Consider the following 18544-nt stretch of genomic DNA (forward strand, 5'->3'; position numbering starts at 1 on the left):
GCAGCTCTATGGACGTGCCGAATTCGAACTACTCCGGAAGCTGATTCTGCTTCAGTGACCGACCGTGACGGCTCCCCGTGATCGCTGCCAGAGCCCAGTTCTCACCTACAAGGCCAGGGGAGAGCAGCCCGCGCGTAAGGGCCGCTCCGCCTACAACAACACGAAGCAGTATCTGGTCAGGCTGCGCGACCAGTGGACGCTCCGGCAGTCCGCCGACCTCCTCGTCATGGCCCCTGGCGGCAAGTTCGCCAGCCTCAGCAAGGTGACCGGGGATGACGGCGGGCGCCGTGTGGCCTCGCACAGCACCACGAACACGAGGGCAAGACCTTCTTCAAGCTCACGCCCAAGACCGTCGACATGAACGACCGCGTGGGATCGGTCGCGCTGACGAAGCTGGCCGAGAACGAGACGGGGACGCGGGGAAATCTCTACAACGTAGAGGTCGACGACCGCTGACAGGTCGGCTGCGCGCAATACCAGCCATTACCGCACCCGCGCCGGTTCTCACTCGTCGTTGCCGTCGTCATCGTCGTCAAGAAGGACGGCGTCCGGGTCACGCAGCGGGCGCAGACCGTCGACCGGCTGGGAGGCGGTGAAGCTGTAGCGGCCCAGGACGTTCAGATTCTTGTGCTTGAGCGGGGAGAGCCGGGCCACGTCCTCGTCACGGATCTCGTGCCCCTCGGCGCGGAGCTGGTCAACTGCGGCGTCGATGTAGCGGGTCGTCCAGAGCACCACGGCGTTCAGAACGAGACCCAGCGACCCCAGCTGATCTTCCATCCCCTCCCGGTACGCCTGGTGGATGGTGCCCTTCTTGCCGTGGCAGATCTCGCGGGCCAGCTTGTGGCGGGACTCCTGGACGGTGAGCTGCTTGTGCATCTGGCGCCGGTAGGTGTCGTCCATGGGGTCGACGACGGCGAGCAGGTGCAGGGTCTTGGCGATCCGCCCGTACTCGGCGAACGCCTGCCCCAAGGGCGTGGGGTGGCCTTCGCGGCCGAACATCCGCAGCAGGTCGTACGCCCTGACCTGGTTGGTGACCAGGGAGCCGGCCACCCGCAGCATGTCCGGCCAGTGCGTGATCACCTTCTTCACGTTCACCTTGTTGCGGGCGATGGCCTCCAGCGGCCCGTACCCACCCGCCGCCTCGGCACCGGGCATCTGGGCCTTCCAGAACCGCTGGTCCTCCAGGTCCTTGAAGCGCGGGGAGAACCGGTAGCCGAGCATCTTGAAGATGCCGAACACCATGTCGGAGTAGGAGGCGTTGTCGGTGGCGACCATCTCCGGCTTCACCCCGCCGTCCAGGTTCAGCAGCGCGTCCAGGATGAACAGGGAATCACGCGGGGTGCCGGGAACCACCATCTGCCCGATGCCGATCACCTGGTCATTGATCGCGTTCAGCCAGGTGATGCCCTTCTTCTTCGCGAAGTACTTCGGCGAGGGCGCGGCGTTGATGGTCCGCGTGGGCACGACGAAGCGCAGGCCGTCGACGGAGGCCAGCAGGCCCTTACCCCAGAACTGCACGATCGGCACCCGGGCCTGAGCCTCGATCAGGGCCGCGTTCGCCGCGGCGATGGTGTCGGCCCGCAGGTAGTACTGGTCGACGTGGACCAGCCGGGAGCGGGTCAGTGCCTCGTAGCCCGGGTTGATGACCGGCGTCATACCGATGTTGCACGCTTCCGAGACCAGCAACGCGACCATCGACCTCGCCAGGTCCTTCATGCGGGTCCTGCCGTCGCCCAGGTGCACGAAGGCGTCCAGGAACCCCGTCCAGCCGTTCACCTCGAACAACAGGTCCGGCAGGTCGATCTTCGGCAGCATCTTCTCGACGCGCTCACGCAGCCACTTCAGCGACTTCGGCTCACCGAGCGCGTGGAGCTTCTCCACGTTCAGCTTCGCCCGCCCGCCTGCCTGCACCTCGATGCTGATCTTCGCGTCCGGGCCGGCCTCCTCCAGCCGCTCAGCCATCTGCTTCCACGTCGCGTCCAGCACGTCGACCAGTTCCCGCAGGTGCCGCTCCGCGTCCTCGTCCAGGCTCAGACCCGCCAGGACGTCCTCGCGCACCGCGTCCCACCCCTTGCCCGCCAGCAGGCGGGCCCGCGGGTCGGACCAGCGATGCGAGGGCGAGGCGAAGACGTCGCGGCGCCGCAGGGCTCCGAAGAGCTGTTCCAGCACGCACACCACGTACGCGTCGCGGTCCACCGCCCCCTGAGGCAGGTCCGCGTTCGCGTACACCGCCTTGCGCCAGTGCGCCGGCACCAGCTTCTCGTCGACCTCACGCGGCAGCAAAGGCTTCTCACTCACCTTCCTCCGCGACAGCGCCGGGAGCCGCTGCACCCCGGTCAGAATTCGCCTGCCGGCGGGCGCGGCGTCCAACGCCTTCGACTCACCCAGCAAGGACAGGAACGGCTTGACGGTGTTGTAGCGCAGCGCCAGCGCGCTCCGCAGCGCGGTCTGGGCCGTGTTGTCGTCCTCCGGCACCAGGCTCACCACCACGCTCGCCGCGCTGGACAGCGCGGCCCGGGGCGCGACCTCCTCCAGCGCTGCCCACAGCGCGGCCACGTCCACATCGCAGCCGGTCTGCTCGATGAGCTCCAGCTCCTCGATGAACACGGCCGCCGCCCTCGCCACCAGCCGCGACGCCTTCTCCAACTGCGGCAGCGTCGACAGGCGCTCCTTGTCCGTGGACCGCTTCGCGGCGCTGATCAACCGGGTGGCCATCAGGATCTCGAACAGGTCCAGGGCGTCGTCGATCGCCTTCGCCTCCAGGTGGCGCATCACCGCGGTGAGCATCGCCGTGCGCTTGGGCTCCGGGGTCCGTTCCAGCTTCGCCGCCTTGGTGCCCAGTCCGTACCGGGCCAGCGCGGACAGCCGGTTCGGCGGGATTTTGTCCAGCTTCACCCGCCCCAGCTGGAAGGCGGCGATGTCCTCGACCCGCTGTAACGCGCTCTTCATCGCGGTGCCGGTGGTCCGCGTCGGCGGCCGGCGCATCCGCTCCAGCTCCGAATACCGCTTGCCCTCCGGCGCCTTCAGCGTGGCCACCAAGTCTCCAGGCAGCGCCGCGTCCGCCCGCCGGACCTCCTTGGCGACCGTGGTGTGCAGCCGCTCCTCCGTGATCCTGCGGACCTCGGCGACCTCCCGGGCCAGCACGCTCACCCCCGGCAGCAGCACCCGGTTGCGGCGAAGCCAGCCCACCGAATGATCGAATAGGGCCTTCGGCCCCTCCGCGTGCGCCGTCCAGGCCCGCCCGTGCAGGAACGACCGGAACTTCCGGCCCTGAGCGTGGTCCTCGTACGGGTGGTAGCCGTACGCCTCACGTATCTCCCACGCGTGCTCGTACGCCGTCATCTGCCGCTCGGTGTACCGCTTGATCTGAGAGGCATCCTCGATCTCCAGCTGCGCGGCCAGGTGCTCCACCACCGGCCACGGCACGGCCAAGGGGTCCTCCAGGAACAACCCGATGTACCTCACCGTGCACATCTGGAGGGCGAAGCCGAGGCGACTGTGATCACCACGCCGCTTCGCGATCAGCTTCCGGTCCTCGTCATCAAGGAAGAAGAACCGTTCCAGCTCAGGTCTCGTCGGCTCATCCGCGAACGATCCGAACGCGGTGGCCTGCTCATCAGTCAAAAATTCCACGGGCATATCGCGGACGTAATCAGCCGCGGCGAGCGAGCGTGCACCTTCCGCCGAACGCTCCCGACGCGCCGATCATGTGTGCTAGACGACCAAGATCAAGTGCTTAGCGCTAATGGCTGTTCCGTTGGTCCCAAAGGCCGGTCTACAAGCGGGTGTCGACCGACCAGCAGTCGACCGACCGCCAGAACCTCGTCTTGGCCGAGGCCGGGATCGAGGACCCGGTCGACTTCGAAGAGGAGGCCGGGACCTCCAGCCGCCTCCACCCCCTGGAGCGACCGAAGTTCGCCGAGCTGCTGACCTACGCGCGGCCGAGCGACACGGTGCACATCTCCGAAATGTTCCGTCTCGTACGCGGCACCCAGCACATCCTTGACGTGCTCGAACGTCTGCACCGCGACCGCCTCGCCCTGCGCATCCACGACGGCGCGTTCTCCTCGATGGACCTCACCGCCCGCCACCCGCGCACCGGAGAGCTCCTGTCCACCGTGAAGTTCATGGTGCAGACCCTGGTCGCCGCCGGCGAACTCCAGCGCGACCTCCAGCGCGAGCTGACGTACGACGGGCTGCGGGCCGCCGAGGCCAAGGGCAACAAGGGCGGGCGACGCCCTGCCGTCCCGGCCGGGACGACCGAGGCCGTGCGCACCGCGTACCTGGAAGGCCGGTCCATCGCGGCCCTCGCCCGCGAGCACAACGTCAGCCGCGGCGCCATCCGCACCACCATCGCGGACCTGCTGCCCGAGTACACGGTCGTCGACGCGGGCACCCCGGCCCCGGAGCTGTCGGTGGTCCTCGACATGCCGGGCAAGGTCGCCGACTTCCTCCGTGCCGCCGATCTTGCGCCCGCCGAGCGCGCCGTGCTCGACCAGGGCGTGACCGTACGGCGCGGCCAGGGCTACACCCTTCGCGTCACTGCCGTGATCGCGGTGCACCGCCAACTCCTCGACCGCTGCCAGCCCCTCGACGGCACCACGGCGATCCCAGCCCAACGCAAGGCCCGCCGCGAGTACGAGAACCGCGTCAACGCGCTCCCGGTTGCCAGCCTGCGCTGAACGTCCGAGCGCCACACCCACCAAGATCAAGTACTGGCGGCTTTTTGGCTTACCTCGGCGCTACCCCGGCACCGCCCAGCTCCTGCCCCGCCTCATCGCCCGCCGCACCCGCGGCCCGCTGTTCCTCACCGACCGCAAGGCGCCGGCCGGAACACCGACGCTCGACGTGTGCCCGGAGACCGGCCGGGCCCGGCTCTCCTACCGTCGCGCTGAGGAGATCTTCGAGGAGAACACCCGGCTACTGGCCAACCCCCTCGCCTCGCCCGACGACATCGAGGATCTGGACGGCTGGACGCTTCACCGGCTACGGCACAGTGCCCTCACGCACGACGCGGAAGACGGCACCTCCACCCCGATGCTGCTGGCTCGCTCCCGCCACGCCTCCGTCCGTTCCCTGGAGAGATACGCACGGCCTGGCGTCGACTCGGTCGCTCGGCACGTCGCCGAACGCGACCCCGCTGCACGTCGCCGCACGTAGATCCGAGCGGATCAGGGCTACAAGATCATCCCGTTGCCCCTTTGGTGCGTATCTCGGTCACACCCCTTGAACGGCGACTTGCCGTCCAGGCCGACGACGTTGACCAGCCTCAGCAGCCCGGCCCGCTCCTCCTCGGTCATCCGCTCCCGGATGCCAGCCAGGATCTCCTCGTTCACCCGGGCCCGCACCGTGGAGGCCATCGCGTCCAGCGTCGAGAACCGGGGGATCTCCAGCCCGGCCTCCACCAGCTTCTCCAGCGCGATGTTGATCAGGTCCGCCGGGTTGTTCTTCGACGCCGCCTCGATCCGCATCGTCTCCTCGGCCAGCGCCCGGGCCCCCGGCCCGTCGTAGCGCATCCCGCACCGCTGACGGACCATGCTCCGCTGGCTCTTGGCCGTCCGCTCCGAGCCGTACACCGGCAGGGTGTCCTCCGGCAGCTCCGCCGCCCTGCGCACGAACTCCATCACCTGGTTTGGCACGTCGTGCGCCTTCGGGAAGCAGCCCATCCGCTGGTACGACTTCAACGACAGCAGCAGCGCCAACTGGTGCTCGTTGGAGTCCGCGGCCTCCTCCACCCAGGCCCGCTCCTCCTCGGAGGGCGTGAAGAACACATGCAGCTCACGCGCGGTGATCAGCCGCTTGAACCGCGGGTACGCGGTCCGCTCGATCGAAGTCATCCCCACCCCACTTGATGCCCAGCCCTGCCGGGAGCGCCGTACGCACCCGCGCGGGATCATCGCGGCGTCAGCACCGAGGGAGGACCGGAACAGCAGAACCCGGGACAGGGCCAAGGACCCGGTGGTAAGCCCGGAACGCGGCTCACGCCTTCAAGATCATCCCACTGCCCCTTTTGGGCTCACCTTGGCTGGACCCCACCTGGAGTCGGCCGCCGGACACGAGAGGCGCCGCGTCGGCACCTGCGTCCCGGCGAACAGCAGGCCGACCAGCGGCGCCCCGGAGCCTGCAGAGCGGCTTCCCTACGGTGCGCTTCCCCCGGCCCCGGACCTCATCAGTCGTCCGCGACGTCGACCCCGTGGTTCCGTGCCAGTTCGGCCAGCCCGTGGTCGTACCCCTGCCCGACCGCACGGCACCGCCAGACTGGTCCCCGCCGGTAGATCTCCGCGACCAGCATGGTGCGTTCGGTGGTGGCGGCGTCGAGGGCGGCCTGGGCCAGCGGGGCGGTGCCGTCGCCGGGGCCGACGGTGAACTGGATCGCGCCGACCTCGCCGAAGGTGGCGGCGCCGTCGATCGCGGCGGCGATCACCACCTTTCGCACGGCGGTGGGCAGGGCGGCGGTGTCCACGACGACGGACTGTTCGGTGGGGCCGTCGGTGAGCAGCCGCACCGTTCCGTCCGGGGATTCCGGGGCGCTGAAGAAGACGAAGTTCTCGTCCGAGGAGACCTGGTCCTCCTCGTCGACGAGGAGGGCGACCAGGTCGATCTCACAGGTGGACAGCTGCCCCCACGCGGCGGTGACCTGCCAACCCCCGTTCACCGCGCGGTCGTTGAGGTCGACGACGCCGCCTCTGGGCAGCACCTGCGGGCCTTCCCTCACGTCGGCGGGTGTCGCGGCCGTGTCGAGCACGGGGGCGTCGAGCCAGTGCGCGGGATGGGTGGGCAGGACGAGTTCGGTGATCCGGCGCATTCGCCGGTCCTTGTCGCTGCCGGGGAGCAGGACCACATCGGTGACGCTCGCGGAGAGGTTCACCGCGGCGGCGGCGCCGAGTTCCACCGCCCGGGCCCTGGCGGCGGACGCCTCGGGGTGCGTACCGCCGAGCACCAGCACGCGCCGGCCGGCGAGGGGCCCGGTGGCGCGGGGCCGGGAGCGGCGGGCAGGGGCGGCGGGGGTTGCGGTGGGACCGGGTGCGGCCGTCGGTGCCGGAGCGTCTTCGACGGGGGTACGGGGGACGGGCACTCCTGCCAGGACAGGCGGCGTGGCGGGGGTTTCGGGCACCACCGGGGTCACGGACGCGTCCGGCCGGCCAGGGGCGCCGGGGGCCTCCCGTACCCCTTCGTCCTGACCGTCGGTGAGGACGGTCGGCGCCACCAGCGGTTCGACGAAGGGCGATTCCACCGCCGGCACGAACCTCCCCGGATTGCGGTACGCACAGGGGGTCTTCGGCGGTTTCGGTGCGAACCGTACGTCCTGCCGGGGCGGGCACGCCACCAGGGGCAGCGGAAGGTCGAGCCGTCCGGCCTCGTGCAGAGTGGCGCGCAGGATCCCGGCCAGCACCCGGGTGTCGTCGAGTGCGTCGTGTGCCGCGCGCTGCACCACTCCGTAGTGGGCGGCGAGGGTGCCGAGCTTGAGGTCGGCGGTGGGCGGGTCGACCCGGCGGTTGAGGGCGAGGGTGCACAGCCGTTGGGCGACCGGCAGCCACAGGCGTGACCTGGCGAACTCGTGGGCCAGGAAGTCGTAGTCGAACTGGGCGTTGTGCGCGACCAGCACCCGGTCCTGGAGCATCGCGCCGATCCGCCCGGCCACCTCGGCGAAGGACGGCGCCCCGCGCAGCCGCTCCCGGGTCAGCCCGTGCACCTCGACGGGGCCGGGGTCGCAGTCCGGTCCCGGGTCGATCAGCGTGGAGAACTCGCCGGTCTGCCGCCCGTCGGGCCCGACCGTGATCACCGCGACGGACAGCACCCGGTCCCGCCGCGCCACCAGCCCGGAGGTCTCCACGTCGACGAGCGCCCAGTCGTGGGCGTACTCCGGGACATCGGGTATCAGGGAGGAGGAAGCGGCGGGGGTGGCGTGGGTCATGAGGGATTCTGACCCGGCTCACCAGCGCCCTTCAACCGGTTCCGGAAATTGGGCACTTTCCTCCCCCAGGAGGGGCGGTTCGGCTCATGTCCGGGCGGTACCGCCGCCTCCCCCGTCACCGCACCGCCGGGTCTCAGCTACCCGTCGCCGCCTTCCACGCCTCCACGTAGTCCTTCAGGTTCTTGTCGATGTCGGACCAGTCGGGTTCGAAGATCTCGACGCCGTCGATGACCTTGGTGAGTTCGATGGCGTTGGCGTCGGTGGGCTTGACGTCGGTGCGGGAGGGGAAGCCGCCGCCGATGGGGCTGACGTCCTTCTGGGCGCCCTCGGTGAGCATGAAGTCGAGGAGCTTCTTGCCGTTCTCGGTGTGGGGGGCCTTGGTGACGAGGCCGGCGGCGTAGGGGAGGGCGAAGGTGGTGGGCCTGGCGCCGGTTTTGGCGGGGAACCAGATGCCCAGGTTGGGGGCGGACTTGGACTGGGCGAAGTTCATCTGGACGTCGCCGTTGGCGACGAGGATCTCGCCCTTGTCCACCTTGGGGGCCAGCTTGGAGGTGGAGGAGGACGGGCCGACGTTGTTGGCCTGGAGCTTCTTCAGGTAGGCCATGGCGGGGTCCTTGCCGCCGAAGTCGTGCATGGCCTTGATGACGACGGCGGTGCCGTCGCCCGCGACGCCCGGGGTGGAGTACTGGAGCTTGCCCTTGAACTTGGCGTCCAGGAGGTCTTCCCAGGTCTTGGGGGTGTCGCCGGGGAGTTCCTTCTTGTTCTTGATGAAGCCGAAGTAGTTGTTGACGACGGAGGTCCACGTGCCGTCGGCGGACTTGTCGGCGCCGTTGACCTTGTCGGAGCCGGCCGGTTCGTACTTCTGGAGCAGGCCCTTGGAGTCGGCCTGCTGGATGAAGGGGGGCAGGGTGACGATGACGTCGGCCTGGGTGTTGGACTTCTCGCGGACGGCCCGCTGCACCATCTCGCCGGAGCCGCCCTCCACGTACTTCACCTTGATGCCCGTCTTGGCCTCGAAGTCCTTGAAGACCTTGTCGTACCAGCCGTCGCCCTTCTCGCCCTTGAGGCCGTCGGCGCTGTAGACGGTGACGATCTTCTCGGCGGCGGTGTCGGCGGAGGCTCCGCCGCAGGCGCTGAGGGAGGCGGCGAGGGCGAGGCTTCCGGTGACGGCGGCGATCGGCTTGAGCAGGTGGCGGTTGCGCATGGCGATTCGTATCTCCTGAGAGGTGTGCCGGGGAGGAGTGCGGGGTCAGCGGTAGGACGCTTTGGTGCGGATGCGGGAGACCGCGAGGAGGACGAGCAGGGTGGTGCCCATCAGGACCACCGCGACAGCCGAGCCGGTGAAGAGGGAGCCCCGGTCGGTGGCGGTGAAGATCTGCACCGGCAGCGGCATCCAGTCCGGTGGGTAGAGCATCATCGTGGCGCTCAGCTCGCCCATGGACAGGGCGAAGCAGAGGCCGGCCGCCGCGTTGAGGGACGGCAGGAGGAGGGGGAGCTTGACGCGCAGGAGTACGTACGCGGGCCTGGCGCCGAGGGAGGCCGCAGCCTGCTCGTACATCGGGTCGAGTCGTACGATCGCGGCCGAAACCGACTGGTGGGCGAACGCGGTGACAAGAATGGTGTGCGCCAGGATGACGATCCAGCGGGTGCCGTTGAGGAGGAACGGCGGCTGGGAGAAGGCGACCAGGACGGCCAGGCCGACGACGACCGAGGGCACGGCGACGGGCAGCATGAAGAGGGCGTCGAGGACCTGTTTGCCGCGCTTGCGCAGGGCGGCGGCGGCGAGGGCGGCCCAGCTGCCGAGGACGAGTGCCAGGACGCTGGCGGTGACGGCGGTGACCAGGCTGGTGGTGAGTGCCTGGAGCGATTCGCCGCGTACGGCCGCGCCGTAGTTCTGCGCGGTGGCACCCGAGGGGAAGGCCCCCGACCAGTGGGTGGAGAACGAGGCCGCGAGGATCACCAGCATCGGCAGCGCGAAGAGCGGCAGGAAGAGGATCAGGAAGAGGGCCCGGGCGGCCCATCTCCCGGTGCGGCTATGCACCAACACGACGGCTCACCACCCGGTAGAGGCTGTAGAGGCCCACGGAGATCAGGACGTTGATGACGGCGACCACGCAGGCGGCGGTGTAGTCCGACTCCAGGATCGCCTTGCTGTAGACGAGCATCGGCAGCGTGGTGACGCCCTTGGCGCCGGTGAACAGGACGATGCCGAACTCGTTGAGGCACATCACGAGGACGAGGGAACCGCCGGCGGCGAGCGCGGGCAGCGACTCGGGGAGGATCACCTGCCGTACGATCCGGCCGGTGCGCGCGCCGAGCGAGGACGCCACTTCCAGCTGTGCGGTGTCCAGTTGGGAGAACGCGGCGAGCAGCGGCCGCATCACGAAGGGCGTGAAGTAGGTGATCTCCGCGAGGAGCACGCCCCAGGGGGTGGTGAGGAAGTGGAAGGGACCTTCCGCCGCCCCGGTGAGGTCGGTCCAGACCCCGTTGGCCATGCCGACCGTGCCGTAGACGAAGAGCAGGGCGAGGGTGATGAGGAAGGAGGGGAAGGAGAGGAAGACGTCGATGAACTTGGCGACCGCCTTCCCACCGGGGAACGGCACGAAGGCGATGATCAGGGCGAGTACGAAGCCCAGCACCAGGCACCCGACGGTCGCGCCGACCGCCAGCAGCACGGTCGTGGTGAGTGCCTCGCGGAACGCTTCGGAGGCGAAGACATCGGCGTACGGCTCGGTGGAGACGACCCCGGCGTCGGTGGTGAACGACTGCTGGACGACGAGGGCCAGGGGGTAGAGGAAGACCAGCGCGAGAACGGCCACGGGCGGCAGCGCCCACACCCAACGGGGCACACCGCGCGGGGACTTGGCACCCTTCGCGAGGGCCGGACTCAGCGTGGCGCTAGCCATCAAGGGCCCCCGCCAGAACCTCGGTCTCGCCGACGCGGGCGCCGAGCAGCACCGCGTCCTCGGGTGCGAAGTGCAGGGTGACGTCCTCGCCGAGTGCGGGCGTCTCGCGCAGTTCGCGTACGTCGGCCTTGACCCGGTGGCCGGCGATGTCGACGTACAGCCGGTGGGTCGAACCGCGCCACTGCACCTCCACGAGCGTGCCGCGCAGCGCGTTGGGCCCGTCCTCGCCGAGGCCGACCAGGTGGGGGCGGACGCAGAGGGTGGCGGACGCGCCGGGTGCGACGCCCTCGGTGTTCACCTTCAGGACGGTGGAGCGAAGGGTCACCGAGCCCGAACCCACCTGCACCGGGAGGAGGTTGGCGTTGCCGACGAAGGACGCGGTGAACTCGGTGCGCGGCCTGCGGTAGAGGTCCTGCGGCGTGCCGCAGTCCTGGAGGCGGGCCTTGTCCATCACGGCGATCCGGTCGGCGAGGGTGAGGGCTTCGACCTGGTCGTGGGTGACGTAGAGGATGGAGACCTCGGGCAACTCGCGGTGCAGGCGGGCCAGTTCGGCGAGCATGCCGGAGCGGAGCTGGGCGTCGAGGGCGGAGAGGGGCTCGTCGAGGAGCAGGACGTTCGGGCGGATGGCCAGTGCGCGTGCGATGGCGACGCGCTGCTGCTGGCCGCCGGAGAGTTCGCGGGGGTAGCGGGCCGCGTAGGACGCCATCCCGGTCATTTCCAGGGCTTCGGCGACCCGGCCGGGTATCTCGGCCTTGCTCACCTTCTGCGCCTTGAGGCCGAAGGCGACGTTGTCCTCGACCCTGAGGTGCGGGAAGAGGGCGTACTGCTGGACGACCATGCCGATGCCGCGCCGGTACGGGGGCAGGGCGGTGATGTCGCGTTCGCCGATGAGGACGCGCCCGGAGACGGGCTGGACGAAGCCCGCGACGGCCCGCAGGGCGGTGGTCTTGCCGGATCCCGAGGGGCCGAGGAGGGCCATCACCTCGCCGGGTTCGACGGTCAGGTCGAGGGAGTCCAGGACGACGTTCTTGCCGTACGCGACGGTGACCTTGTCGAAGCGTATGCCGCTGCTCATCGCCCCAGCTCCGCGAGCAGCGCGGGCAGTTCGGTCACCGAGTCGAGTACGTGGGTGGCGCCGTGGGCGAGCAGGTCGTCGCGGCCGTGGGCACCGGTCAGTACGCCGCCGACCACGCCCGCCCCGGCACGGACACCGCTGAGCATGTCGTACGAGGTGTCGCCGAGCACCGCCACGTCCTGGACGCCCGCGACCGCGCCGGTGCGCAGGAAGGCGGCGAGCACCATGTCCGGGTAGGGGCGGCCCCGGCCACCCGCGTCGGCCGGGCAGAGGGTGAGCCCGACCAGGTCCTGCCAGCCGAGCGCGGCCAGGATGGCGTCCTGGGTCACCCGGGCGAAACCTGTGGTCAGGACGACGGTACGGCCCTGGCCGTGCAGCTTCTCGATGGCCGCGCGGGCGCCGGGGATCTCGGCGATCCTGCCCCCGTCGACCAGCTCCCCGTACGCCTCCTCGAAGGCCGCGTTGGCCCGCCGGGCGAGTTCCTCGTCGCCGAAGAGGTGCCGGAAGACGGAGATCTTGGACTCGCCCATGGTCCTGCGGACGTAGTCCAGCTTGGTGTCGAAGTCGGCGGACCCGGGCTCGACACCGAGACGCTCGGCGGCGGCCGCGAAGGCCTGCTCGACGAGGCCGCCGTCGGCGACGGTGGTGCCCGCCATGTCGAGGACGACGAGGTCGATGCGGTTGTTGTTGCTGTGGGTGTTGCTGCGGGAGTTGCTCATGATTGCGGTCACCAGCCCAATTCGTTCGCGGTCTTCTCGGCGATGGCAGGCGAGCAGGTCATCCCGCGTCCGCCGGGCCCGGTCACCAGCCATACGCCGCCCTGCACCTGCTCCCGGTGCACCACCCGGCTCTTGTCGGTGCACTGCGCGTACACCCCGGCCCAGCGCCGCCGGACCTTCGGAAGCGGACGCCCCAGGAAGCTCTCCGCCACGGCCTGGACGTGCTCGTACGGCTCCTCGTCCACATCGAAGCGGAACGGGTGCTCGTACTCGTGGGTGTCGCCGATGGTGAGTCCCCCGTCGCGCCGCTGCACCATCAGCAGTTGCATCTTGTGGGCGGCGGCGGTGGGGGTCTGGTCCTGCCCGGCGTTGAGGGCGTCCAGCGCCTGACCCGCGTAGGCCGGGTAGTAGCGGAAGCTGTCGCCGTCGGCGACCGAGGTGGTGAGGGTCTCGCCCAGCGGCTCGGTCTGCATCATCTGCAACCGCACCCGCCGCACCGGTAGCTCCGGCGCCAGCTCACGCACCAGGCCGCCCAGCCACGCCCCCGTACACAGCACGACGTGATCACCACGGTGTACGTCGCCGTGGTCGTCCCGCACCGCGCCCTCGCCCACGACCTCGCGGACCTCTCGCCCGCCGAGGAAGGTATACCGGCCGGACTCCAACAGGGCTTTCTTGAGGGCCAGTTGGGCCGTACGAGGCTCGACGGCCGCATCCCGCTCGCAGTGCAGCGCACCGAGGAAGTCCCCGCGCAGGGCCGGGTTGACCGTCCGCGCCTCCTCGGCCGTCAGCAGCTTGTAGCCACGGGCCGCAGCGTCGTCACGCCCCAACACACCTTCCGCCACGGCGAGTTCGAGATCGGTGCAGACGGGAGTCAGTGACCCGTTCGCCCGGAAGCCCAGCCCGGGAATCCGGGCGCCGATGCCCTCCCACAACTCGCGGGCTCGCAGGGCGGTGTCGAGTTCCTCGCCGCCCGCCCGGCCGCTGACCCATATCTGACCGAAGTTGCGCAGGCTCGCGCCGCGCGCCTCGCTCTCGCGCTCGATCTGTACGACCTCGTGGCCGCGTTCCACTGCGTGCCAGGCGTGCATGGTTCCCACCACGCCGGCTCCCACCACTATGACTCTCACGGCGGCCACGTTGGTCGCGGCGCATGACCGTGCCGGATCCGTACGGCAACGGCGCGGTGAACAGCCTCCCAAAGATGGACCAGACCCGTTACGTTCCCGTTATCACACCGGGCCGTGCCGCCTCCCCGTACGCCCGCTACGTATTGAGCTGCGTCGTGAAGCTGAACCTGTCCCCCCGGAACAGCATCCGCACCCGCTCCAGCGGCCGCCCCGCCACATCCAGCGACCACCGGTGCATCAGCAGCATCGGCAGCGCGGGCGGCGTCCCGATCAGCAGTGCCTCGCGCGGGGTCGCCAGCACCGTCTCGATCCGCTCCCCCGCCCGCCCGAGCGCCGTCCCGCACTCCTCGCGCAGATACGCGTAGAACGACGAGTCGGGCTTGAAATCGACATCCAGCCGGGGCACCCGCTCCACGGCGACGTAGCAACTCTCCAGCCCCACCCGCTCGTTGTCCGCGAGCAGCACCCGCTCCAGGTGCCAGACCGGCTCACCGGGCTCGACCCCGACCTCGGGCGCGAGCCGCTCCGGGCACGCGAAGCGCTCCAGGCCGATCAGATTGCGCCCCGGCCGCCTGCCCTGCCGGCGTACTCCCTCTGTATAACTGGCCAACGCCAGGGGCTGTTCGAGCTTCGGCCCCGCGGCCACGGTCCCCCGCCCCTGCCGCCGCACCCTCCCCTCCAGGAGCAGTTCGCGCAGCGCCTGGCGGACGGTGTCACGGGCGACCTCGTACCGCAGCGCGAGGTCACGTTCGGTGGGCAGCGGCTGCCCCTCCGCCAACTCGCCCACCAACTCGGCGAGATGGGCCTTCACGGCGTAGTACTTGGGGATACGTCCGTGCTCCGGGATGCCGGACCGGACGGGCGCGCCGGGGTCCTGGTGGTGCGTGTTCGGGTAGTCCACGACAGGGATCGTCGCAGATGGCGGCGGGGGCTGACCCGCCCGTACCACTGATCCTGTCCGGAACGCGGCGGTGCCCGCGCCGCCGGTGACCGTCCGGGTCGGCGCGGGCACCGCTTCGGGAAGGCGGGCGAGCTGCTGCTCCGACGTGCGCTGCGATGGTGTGGTGCTGCTCACCGCTTCGGCGGGGTACACATCCGTCGGGAGCTCACCACGAGGGCGCCGCCGCCGAGGAGGCAGGCGACGGCGGTGCTCCCGAGCCCGAGCAGGGGGCCCGGACCCGACCGCGCCAGCTCGGCAGGGCTTCCGGCGCCCTCCGCGTAGTCGCGGTCCGCGGAGTTCCCGGCGTCCCCGGTGTCCCCGGCGCCCCTGGGATTCCCCTCGTCCGCGGCGTCCACGGGGCCCTCGGTGGGGAGGTCGGGGTCGATGGCGAACCGGTAGTCCCCGGACTCGCCGACCCATTCGCCGTCGTCGGCCTTGCGCTGCACGACGGCGGTGTTGGCGGTCACGGTATTGGCCCCGGCCGCCTCGGTGAACCCGAGGCGGACCTTCACGGGCAGGGTGCTGCCGGCCCCGACTGTGAAGCCGGGGAGCTCTTCGGCGAAGACACCGATGAGTTCGTCCCTGTCGGTGCGTACGAAGGGGACCGGGTGCCAGGTGCCGGTGCCGGCGTCCTGGAACTCGGCCCGGAGCTGGCCGGCCTGGAGGCTGCGTTTCTTGTCGACGAGGACGAGCACCGGGTGGATGTCGCGACAGGCGGCGCCGGTGGTGTTGGTGAGGTCGACGTACCACTCGCCGCTGTCGCCGCCGGGCTGGTAGGTGTACGGGCCGCCGTGGATCCCGGTGTCCAGGGGGAAGTCGGCACTGCCGGGGTCCCCGCAGGAGGGCTGCTGCTGGTCGGCGGAGGGGTCGGCGGGGGCGCCGAGAGCAGCGGGGGTGGCGTTGGTTGCGGCCTGGACGCGGCGGGGGGTGGTGGCCTCCTGGGGGAGGTGGTGGGGGGTGGCGGGTGATCCGGCCGGGCTCGCTTTCGTACCGGACGGGTTCGCGCCCGTACGTCCCGCGCCCATACGTCTCGCGCCCGCATCCGTACCGGCCCCACTCGCCCCCGTAACGGCTTCCGTCACTCCGCCCGTGGAGCCCGCCTCGCCACCGCACCCCGACAGGTCCTGCCCGTGGCCGCTCCCCAGCAGCGGCGCCACCGCGCAGATCCGCGACCCCAGCAGTCCCTCGGCGGCCGCACCCGCCGCCACCGCACCCGGCGCCGGCACGAGGGTCACGGCGGTCAGTCCCAGCACAAGTGCACTGCGCAGTCGCATGAGTTGGCCTTCCAGAGCGCAGGGGGCGGGGGCGGGAACGACGGACCCGGGGCTCTCACCGCGAGCCATGGTCCGTGACCCTGCCATGCGGACCGACGGCCGGAACCGCGCCACGGCCACGTACGGCCGAACGGCACCCGAAGTCCCCTCCATCAGCCCAGCTTCAGGCGTTCCCAGCAGGCGTGCAGCGCCGCACACACCCACCCCGGACGCCTCCCCGACCCAACTCGGCCTCCCCACCGGCCAGTCCACCCGCCGCCCCGCCCCCTCCCCACGTACCGTCCGATCCGCCCTGCGCCCCGGCCGCCAGGACCACTCCGCCCGCTCCCCCGCCTCCGCCCGGCGCCTCTTTTGCACTTCCCCACCTGCATTGTTTAAGTGGAAACCATGACGCCCACAGCTACTCCGCCCCCGTCCGCCTCCACTCCCCTCCGGGTCGCCCTGATCGGCTACGGCCTGGCCGGATCCGTCTTCCACGCGCCGATGATCGCGGCGACCGAGGGACTGGTCCTGGACACGGTGGTCACCTCGAACCCGGAGCGCAGGGAGCAGGCGCTGGCCGAGTTCCCGGAGGTACGTTTCGCCGCCGACGCCGAGGAACTGTGGGGCCGGGCCGGCGAGCTGGACCTGGTGGTCATCGCCTCCCCCAACAAGACCCATGTCGCGCTCGCCAGGGCCGCCCTGGAAGCGGGCCTGCCGGTCGTCGTCGACAAGCCGGTGGCCGGTACGGCGGCCGAGGCCCGCGAGCTGGCCGCCCTCGCCACTTCCCGCGGCCTCCTGCTCTCCGTCTTCCAGAACCGCCGCTGGGACAACGACTTCCTCACCCTGCGCGCGCTCCTCGCGGACGGCGAGCTCGGCGACGTACAGCGTTTCGAGTCCCGTTTCGAGCGGTGGCGCCCGCAGCCCAAGGGTGGCTGGCGGGAGTCCGGCGACCCGGCCGAGATCGGTGGTCTGCTCTACGACCTGGGCAGCCACGTCGTCGACCAGGCGCTGACCCTCTTCGGGCCGGTGACCCAGGTGTACGCGGAGTCGGACGTACGCCGCCCGGGCGCCGCGGCCGACGACGACACCTTCCTCGCACTCACCCACGCGAGCGGCGTCCGCTCCCACCTCTACGTCAGCGCCACCACCGCCCAGCTCGGCCCCCGATTCCGCGTCCTGGGCTCCCGCGCGGGGTACGTCAAGTACGGCCTCGACCCCCAGGAGGCCGCCCTCCGCGACGGCCACCGCCCTTCACCGGGCACCGCCTGGGGCGAGGAGCCCAAGGAAATGTGGGGCCGCCTCGGCTCCGGCGAGTCCCCCCTCACGGGCGGCGGCACCCCCGTCCCGACCCTCCCCGGCGACTACCCCGCCTACTACGCGGCCATCGCCGACTCCCTCCGCACCCACTCCGAACCCCCCGTCACCGCCTTGCAGGCAGCCGCCGCCCTCGACGTCCTGGAAGCGGCCCGACGGTCTGCGGCCGAGGGCGTAACCGTCCACCTGGGGCGGTAGCCGACCACAGCCGACGGAGCCGGAACGGGCGGGCATGGGTGGGGCCCCCCCCGGGGGCCCCCCCCCCCCCCCCCCCCCCCCCCCCCCGCCGGCGCGGGCGCCCCCCCCCCCCCCCCCCCCCCCCCCCCCCCCACCCCTCCCCCTACGCCCCCTTCAGCTCCTGCCGCTGCCTCCCCAGCCCCTCGACCTCCAGCTCCACCACATCCCCCGCCCGCAGATACGGCTTCGGCTCCGGCTGCCCCATCGCCACCCCCGCCGGCGTCCCGGTATTGATCACATCCCCGGGACGAAGCACCATGAACTGCGACACATACCGCACCACCTCCCCCACCCCGAAGATCTGCTCAGCCGTGGTCCCGTCCTGCTTCAACTCCCCGTTGACCCAGAGCCGCACCCCCAGCGCCTGCGGATCCGGCACCTCGTCCGCCGTCACCAGCCACGGCCCCAGCGGGTTGAACGTCTCGCAGTTCTTGCCCTTGTCCCAGGTGCCGCCGCGCTCGATCTGCCACTCCCGCTCGGAGACGTCGTGCGAGGTCGCGTACCCGGCGACGCACGCCAGCCCCTCCTCCGCGCTGTCCAGGTATCGCGCCGTCCGCCCGATCACGACGGCCAGCTCGACCTCCCAGTCCGTCTTCACGCTCCCCCGCGGCACCAAGACCGTGTCGTACGCCCCGACGACCGTGTCCGGCGCCTTGAAGAACAGGATCGGCTCCGCCGGGATCGCCTGGCCGGTCTCCGCCGCGTGGTCGTGATAGTTCAGCCCGACACAGACGATCTTCCCGATCCGCCCGAGCGGCGCCCCGACCCGCAGCCCGGCCGCGTCCAGCACCGGCAGGGTCCCGGCCCGCGCCGCCTCCCGCACCCGCTCCAGGGCAGCCGTGTCCGCCAGCAGCTCGCCGTCGACGTCGCCGACCAGCCCGGACAGATCCCGCAGCGTTGTGCCGTCCTCGTCGAGCAGGGCAGGCCGCTCGGCCCCTGCGGTACCTACACGCAGCAGCTTCATAGTCGTCTCCTCGTGGTCGAAGGTCGCGCCCAACCCGGCCCTCGCTGAGATCCGCGCACTCTGTGCAAGCTGCGCGATCCGTGCGATG

Annotated in this window: 15 protein-coding genes; 3 read left to right on the plus strand and 12 right to left on the minus strand. The window is 70.8% G+C overall.

All coding sequences use genetic code 11. The features are described from left to right. Positions 1–504 precede the first annotated feature (504 nt). Entirely contained in the window at positions 505–3639 is a 3135-nt protein-coding gene (locus tag ACIA73_RS40515) for a Tn3 family transposase (protein ID WP_399444025.1), read from the minus strand. Between the two features lie 146 nt (positions 3640–3785). On the opposite strand from ACIA73_RS40515, the gene ACIA73_RS40520 reads away from it, so the two are divergent. Both ACIA73_RS40520 and ACIA73_RS40525 read left to right on the plus strand, forming a co-directional pair. Next, positions 3786–4682 carry a recombinase family protein gene (locus ACIA73_RS40520; protein ID WP_399444026.1) on the plus strand — a complete coding sequence of 299 codons (897 nt, stop codon included), beginning with the start codon at positions 3786–3788 and terminating at the stop codon, positions 4680–4682. Next, complete coding sequence (locus tag ACIA73_RS40525; RefSeq protein ID WP_399444027.1) at positions 4666–5160, plus strand: site-specific integrase; 495 nt, start codon at positions 4666–4668, stop codon at positions 5158–5160. Before ACIA73_RS40520 ends, ACIA73_RS40525 begins: the two co-directional genes overlap by 17 nt. Before the next feature lie 17 nt (positions 5161–5177). Here the strand turns inward: ACIA73_RS40525 and ACIA73_RS40530 are convergent, their stop codons facing one another. The 10 genes from ACIA73_RS40530 to ACIA73_RS40575 all read right to left on the minus strand — a co-directional run bounded on the left by ACIA73_RS40530 (position 5178) and on the right by ACIA73_RS40575 (position 15959). Beyond that, positions 5178–5837 (minus strand): DUF4158 domain-containing protein, encoded by a 660-nt coding sequence (locus tag ACIA73_RS40530; protein ID WP_399444028.1) that lies wholly within the window; start codon positions 5835–5837, stop codon positions 5178–5180. A 332-nt stretch (positions 5838–6169) separates the two neighbouring features. Beyond that, entirely contained in the window at positions 6170–7915 is a 1746-nt protein-coding gene (locus ACIA73_RS40535; protein ID WP_399444029.1) for a TerD family protein, read from the minus strand. A 133-nt stretch (positions 7916–8048) separates the two neighbouring features. Then, positions 8049–9119 (minus strand): 2-aminoethylphosphonate ABC transporter substrate-binding protein, encoded by a 1071-nt coding sequence (locus ACIA73_RS40540; protein ID WP_399444030.1) that lies wholly within the window; start codon positions 9117–9119, stop codon positions 8049–8051. A gap of 45 nt (positions 9120–9164) precedes the next feature. Further along, positions 9165–9962, minus strand: a complete 798-nt coding sequence (locus ACIA73_RS40545) for an ABC transporter permease (RefSeq protein ID WP_399444031.1) — start codon at positions 9960–9962, stop codon at positions 9165–9167. Next, positions 9949–10821, minus strand: a complete 873-nt coding sequence (locus ACIA73_RS40550; protein ID WP_399444032.1) for a 2-aminoethylphosphonate ABC transporter permease subunit — start codon at positions 10819–10821, stop codon at positions 9949–9951. Before ACIA73_RS40550 ends, ACIA73_RS40545 begins: the two co-directional genes overlap by 14 nt. Next, positions 10814–11896: an ABC transporter ATP-binding protein gene (locus tag ACIA73_RS40555; RefSeq protein WP_399444033.1), complete on the minus strand. Its 1083-nt coding sequence runs from the start codon at positions 11894–11896 to the stop codon at positions 10814–10816. The genes ACIA73_RS40550 and ACIA73_RS40555 overlap by 8 nt, the downstream gene beginning before the upstream one ends. Beyond that, positions 11893–12615, minus strand: coding sequence for a phosphonatase-like hydrolase (locus ACIA73_RS40560; protein ID WP_399444034.1), 723 nt, complete (start codon positions 12613–12615; stop codon positions 11893–11895). Before ACIA73_RS40560 ends, ACIA73_RS40555 begins: the two co-directional genes overlap by 4 nt. An 8-nt stretch (positions 12616–12623) precedes the next feature. Further along, positions 12624–13745, minus strand: coding sequence for a TIGR03364 family FAD-dependent oxidoreductase (locus ACIA73_RS40565; protein ID WP_399444036.1), 1122 nt, complete (start codon positions 13743–13745; stop codon positions 12624–12626). A 136-nt stretch (positions 13746–13881) separates the two neighbouring features. Further along, positions 13882–14646 carry a GntR family transcriptional regulator gene (locus ACIA73_RS40570; RefSeq protein WP_399444037.1) on the minus strand — a complete coding sequence of 255 codons (765 nt, stop codon included), beginning with the start codon at positions 14644–14646 and terminating at the stop codon, positions 13882–13884. 170 nt (positions 14647–14816) lie between these two features. Further along, positions 14817–15959 carry a hypothetical protein gene (locus ACIA73_RS40575; protein WP_399444038.1) on the minus strand — a complete coding sequence of 381 codons (1143 nt, stop codon included), beginning with the start codon at positions 15957–15959 and terminating at the stop codon, positions 14817–14819. A 387-nt stretch (positions 15960–16346) separates the two neighbouring features. Here ACIA73_RS40575 and ACIA73_RS40580 point away from each other — a divergent pair, with 387 nt between their 5' ends. After that, on the plus strand, positions 16347–17453 hold the full coding sequence (locus tag ACIA73_RS40580; RefSeq protein ID WP_399444039.1) for a Gfo/Idh/MocA family oxidoreductase: 1107 nt from the start codon (positions 16347–16349) through the stop codon (positions 17451–17453). Positions 17454–17595: 142 nt separating this feature from the next. On the opposite strand, the gene ACIA73_RS40585 is transcribed toward ACIA73_RS40580, so the two are convergent. Continuing rightward, positions 17596–18456, minus strand: a complete 861-nt coding sequence (locus tag ACIA73_RS40585) for a fumarylacetoacetate hydrolase family protein (protein ID WP_399444040.1) — start codon at positions 18454–18456, stop codon at positions 17596–17598. Positions 18457–18544: the final 88 nt, after the last annotated feature.

The organism is Streptomyces sp. NPDC051561 (assembly GCF_044454195.1).
Lineage (GTDB): Bacteria > Actinomycetota > Actinomycetes > Streptomycetales > Streptomycetaceae > Streptomyces.

Excerpts from the sequence above, each read along its gene's own strand:
- ACIA73_RS40515 (WP_399444025.1), bottom strand. The coding sequence starts at position 3,639 with ATGCCCGTGGAATTTTTGACTGATGAGCAGGCCACCGCGTTCGGATCG.
- ACIA73_RS40530 (WP_399444028.1), bottom strand. The coding sequence starts at position 5,837 with ATGACTTCGATCGAGCGGACCGCGTACCCGCGGTTCAAGCGGCTGATC.
- ACIA73_RS40535 (WP_399444029.1), bottom strand. The coding sequence starts at position 7,915 with ATGACCCACGCCACCCCCGCCGCTTCCTCCTCCCTGATACCCGATGTC.
- ACIA73_RS40540 (WP_399444030.1), bottom strand. The coding sequence starts at position 9,119 with ATGCGCAACCGCCACCTGCTCAAGCCGATCGCCGCCGTCACCGGAAGC.
- ACIA73_RS40550 (WP_399444032.1), bottom strand. The coding sequence starts at position 10,821 with ATGGCTAGCGCCACGCTGAGTCCGGCCCTCGCGAAGGGTGCCAAGTCC.
- ACIA73_RS40555 (WP_399444033.1), bottom strand. The coding sequence starts at position 11,896 with ATGAGCAGCGGCATACGCTTCGACAAGGTCACCGTCGCGTACGGCAAG.
- ACIA73_RS40560 (WP_399444034.1), bottom strand. The coding sequence starts at position 12,615 with ATGAGCAACTCCCGCAGCAACACCCACAGCAACAACAACCGCATCGAC.
- ACIA73_RS40575 (WP_399444038.1), bottom strand. The coding sequence starts at position 15,959 with ATGCGACTGCGCAGTGCACTTGTGCTGGGACTGACCGCCGTGACCCTC.
- ACIA73_RS40580 (WP_399444039.1), top strand. The coding sequence starts at position 16,347 with ATGACGCCCACAGCTACTCCGCCCCCGTCCGCCTCCACTCCCCTCCGG.
- ACIA73_RS40585 (WP_399444040.1), bottom strand. The coding sequence starts at position 18,456 with ATGAAGCTGCTGCGTGTAGGTACCGCAGGGGCCGAGCGGCCTGCCCTG.